3 protein-coding genes and 1 pseudogene are annotated in these 1651 nt (G+C 47.9%); 1 reads left to right on the forward strand and 3 read right to left on the reverse strand.

Annotated features, from left to right (window positions below; genetic code table 11):
* The first annotated feature begins 139 nt into the window (after positions 1 to 139).
* Positions 140 to 613 carry an A24 family peptidase gene (locus HP459_RS22800; RefSeq protein ID WP_023298758.1) on the forward strand — a complete coding sequence of 158 codons (474 nt, stop codon included), beginning with the start codon at positions 140 to 142 and terminating at the stop codon, positions 611 to 613.
* Here HP459_RS22800 and bfr read toward each other — a convergent pair.
* From bfr to tuf, 3 genes and pseudogenes are all read right to left on the reverse strand, one after another.
* On the reverse strand, positions 597 to 1073 hold the full coding sequence (gene bfr, locus HP459_RS22805) for a bacterioferritin (RefSeq protein ID WP_003863270.1): 477 nt from the start codon (positions 1071 to 1073) through the stop codon (positions 597 to 599). The two genes, HP459_RS22800 and bfr, sit on opposite strands and share 17 nt — an antisense overlap.
* 72 nt (positions 1074 to 1145) lie before the next feature.
* Positions 1146 to 1340: a bacterioferritin-associated ferredoxin gene (gene bfd, locus HP459_RS22810; protein ID WP_003863268.1), complete on the reverse strand. Its 195-nt coding sequence runs from the start codon at positions 1338 to 1340 to the stop codon at positions 1146 to 1148.
* 177 nt (positions 1341 to 1517) lie between these two features.
* Positions 1518 to 1651 (reverse strand): annotated as a pseudogene (gene tuf, locus HP459_RS22815) (elongation factor Tu); the annotation flags it as partial.

Consider the following 1651-nt stretch of genomic DNA (forward strand, 5'->3'; position numbering starts at 1 on the left):
GTAAGGCCTCGCAATTTTTTATGCAAAGTATCCCTTCTCAACTCTTTGTCTGAAGCCGCTGCGCAATTGGTGTTTTTACACATTGCCGGGCATGCAGATTATTACGAGTATGCGCTCAAACCATTTTGAGGCTCTCGCTATGCTAATGTCCCTCCCCTTTCTGCTGATCTATTTTGCGTTATCGGCCTTGCTTGTACGCACCGATATTCGCACGGGGCTGCTTCCCGATAAATTCCTTTGCCCGCTGCTATGGACGGGCCTGCTCTACCAGCTTTGTCTTCATCCTGATTTTTTGCCGAGCGCGGTACTGGGTGCGACCGCAGGATACGCCGGATTCGCCGTTATCTATTGGGGATATCGACTCATCTGCCGATGTGAAGGGATGGGGTATGGCGACATAAAATATCTGGCGGCGCTGGGAGCATGGCATGGCTGGTGTGTACTGCCAGTACTGGCATTAGTGGCCGCGTTAATGGCTCTGCTGTATCTGGTTGGTTTCTCGTTGTTCAACCCTGATAAGCAGGCATTAAAAAACCCACTGCCTTTTGGGCCATTTCTGGCGGCAGCGGGTTTATGCGTTGGCTGGGAAAGCCTGATTAACTTTCCACTTTGATCTGAGACTGAAGGTAGTTCTGTAGGCCAATTTTGCTAATGAGATCCAGTTCGGTCTCAAGCCAGTCGATGTGCCCTTCTTCATCGGCCAGGATCTGGATCATCATATCCCGGCTGACGTAGTCATGTACGCTGTCCGCATAGGCAATGGCTTCACGCAGGTCTTTTGCACCCTCCAGCTCCAGCCGGAGATCAGAACGCAGCATCTCTTCAACATCTTCTCCGATGCCCAGTTTTCCGAGATCCTGTAGGTTAGGAATGCCTTCGAGGAATAAAATACGCTCAATATATTTATCGGCGTGTTTCATTTCATCAATGGACTCATGGTATTCAACATCGTTGAGGCGAGTCAGTCCCCAGTTTTTGAACATTCTTGCATGGAGAAAATACTGATTGATTGCGACAAGCTCATTTCCCAATAATTTATTGAGATAACTTATGATTTTAACATCACCTTTCATTATATAGTCCCTCCGCTTCCACTCATTGAAGCGTAGATCGGGCTACAGGGATGTCAAAAAAAAGATGGAGGCTTACGCGATCTCTTTGAATTCCGGGATCTGCATCAGTTCGTCCTGCATGATCTCACGCGCTGCGCGAACGCATTTACCGCATTGATTTCCCACCGGAACAAACTTACGAAGCTGCTGGAAAGATTGTGGTTGAAACTGGCGAACGGCCTGACGAATTTTTTTGTCGCTTACACCATTACATAAACAAACGTACATAAAGACTCCCGTTCAAAATATGCGCAAAGTGTAAGTGAGAATGGTTATGATTACAATAGCACGGGCGTCGGAATACGTGGCGGGAGAAAGCAAAAAATGCGAATTTTTATGACAATGCCCAACGGCAGAAAACAAAAAAGGACGCCGAAGCGTCCTTTTTATTTCAGGGATAATTAATTAGCCCAGAACTTTAGCAACAACGCCCGCGCCAACGGTACGGCCGCCTTCACGGATTGCGAAACGCAGACCGTCGTCCATCGCGATTGGGTGGATCAGAGTCACAACCATCTTGATGTTGTCGCCTGGCATTA

The sequence above is a fragment of the Enterobacter sp. CM29 genome, assembly GCF_013179605.1.
Taxonomy (GTDB): Bacteria; Pseudomonadota; Gammaproteobacteria; order Enterobacterales; family Enterobacteriaceae; genus Enterobacter; species Enterobacter intestinihominis.

Coding starts and splice junctions, on each gene's coding strand:
- bfd (WP_003863268.1), bottom strand. CDS start 1,340: ATGTACGTTTGTTTATGTAATGGTGTAAGCGACAAAAAAATTCGTCAG.
- bfr (WP_003863270.1), bottom strand. CDS start 1,073: ATGAAAGGTGATGTTAAAATCATAAGTTATCTCAATAAATTATTGGGA.
- HP459_RS22800 (WP_023298758.1), top strand. CDS start 140: ATGCTAATGTCCCTCCCCTTTCTGCTGATCTATTTTGCGTTATCGGCC.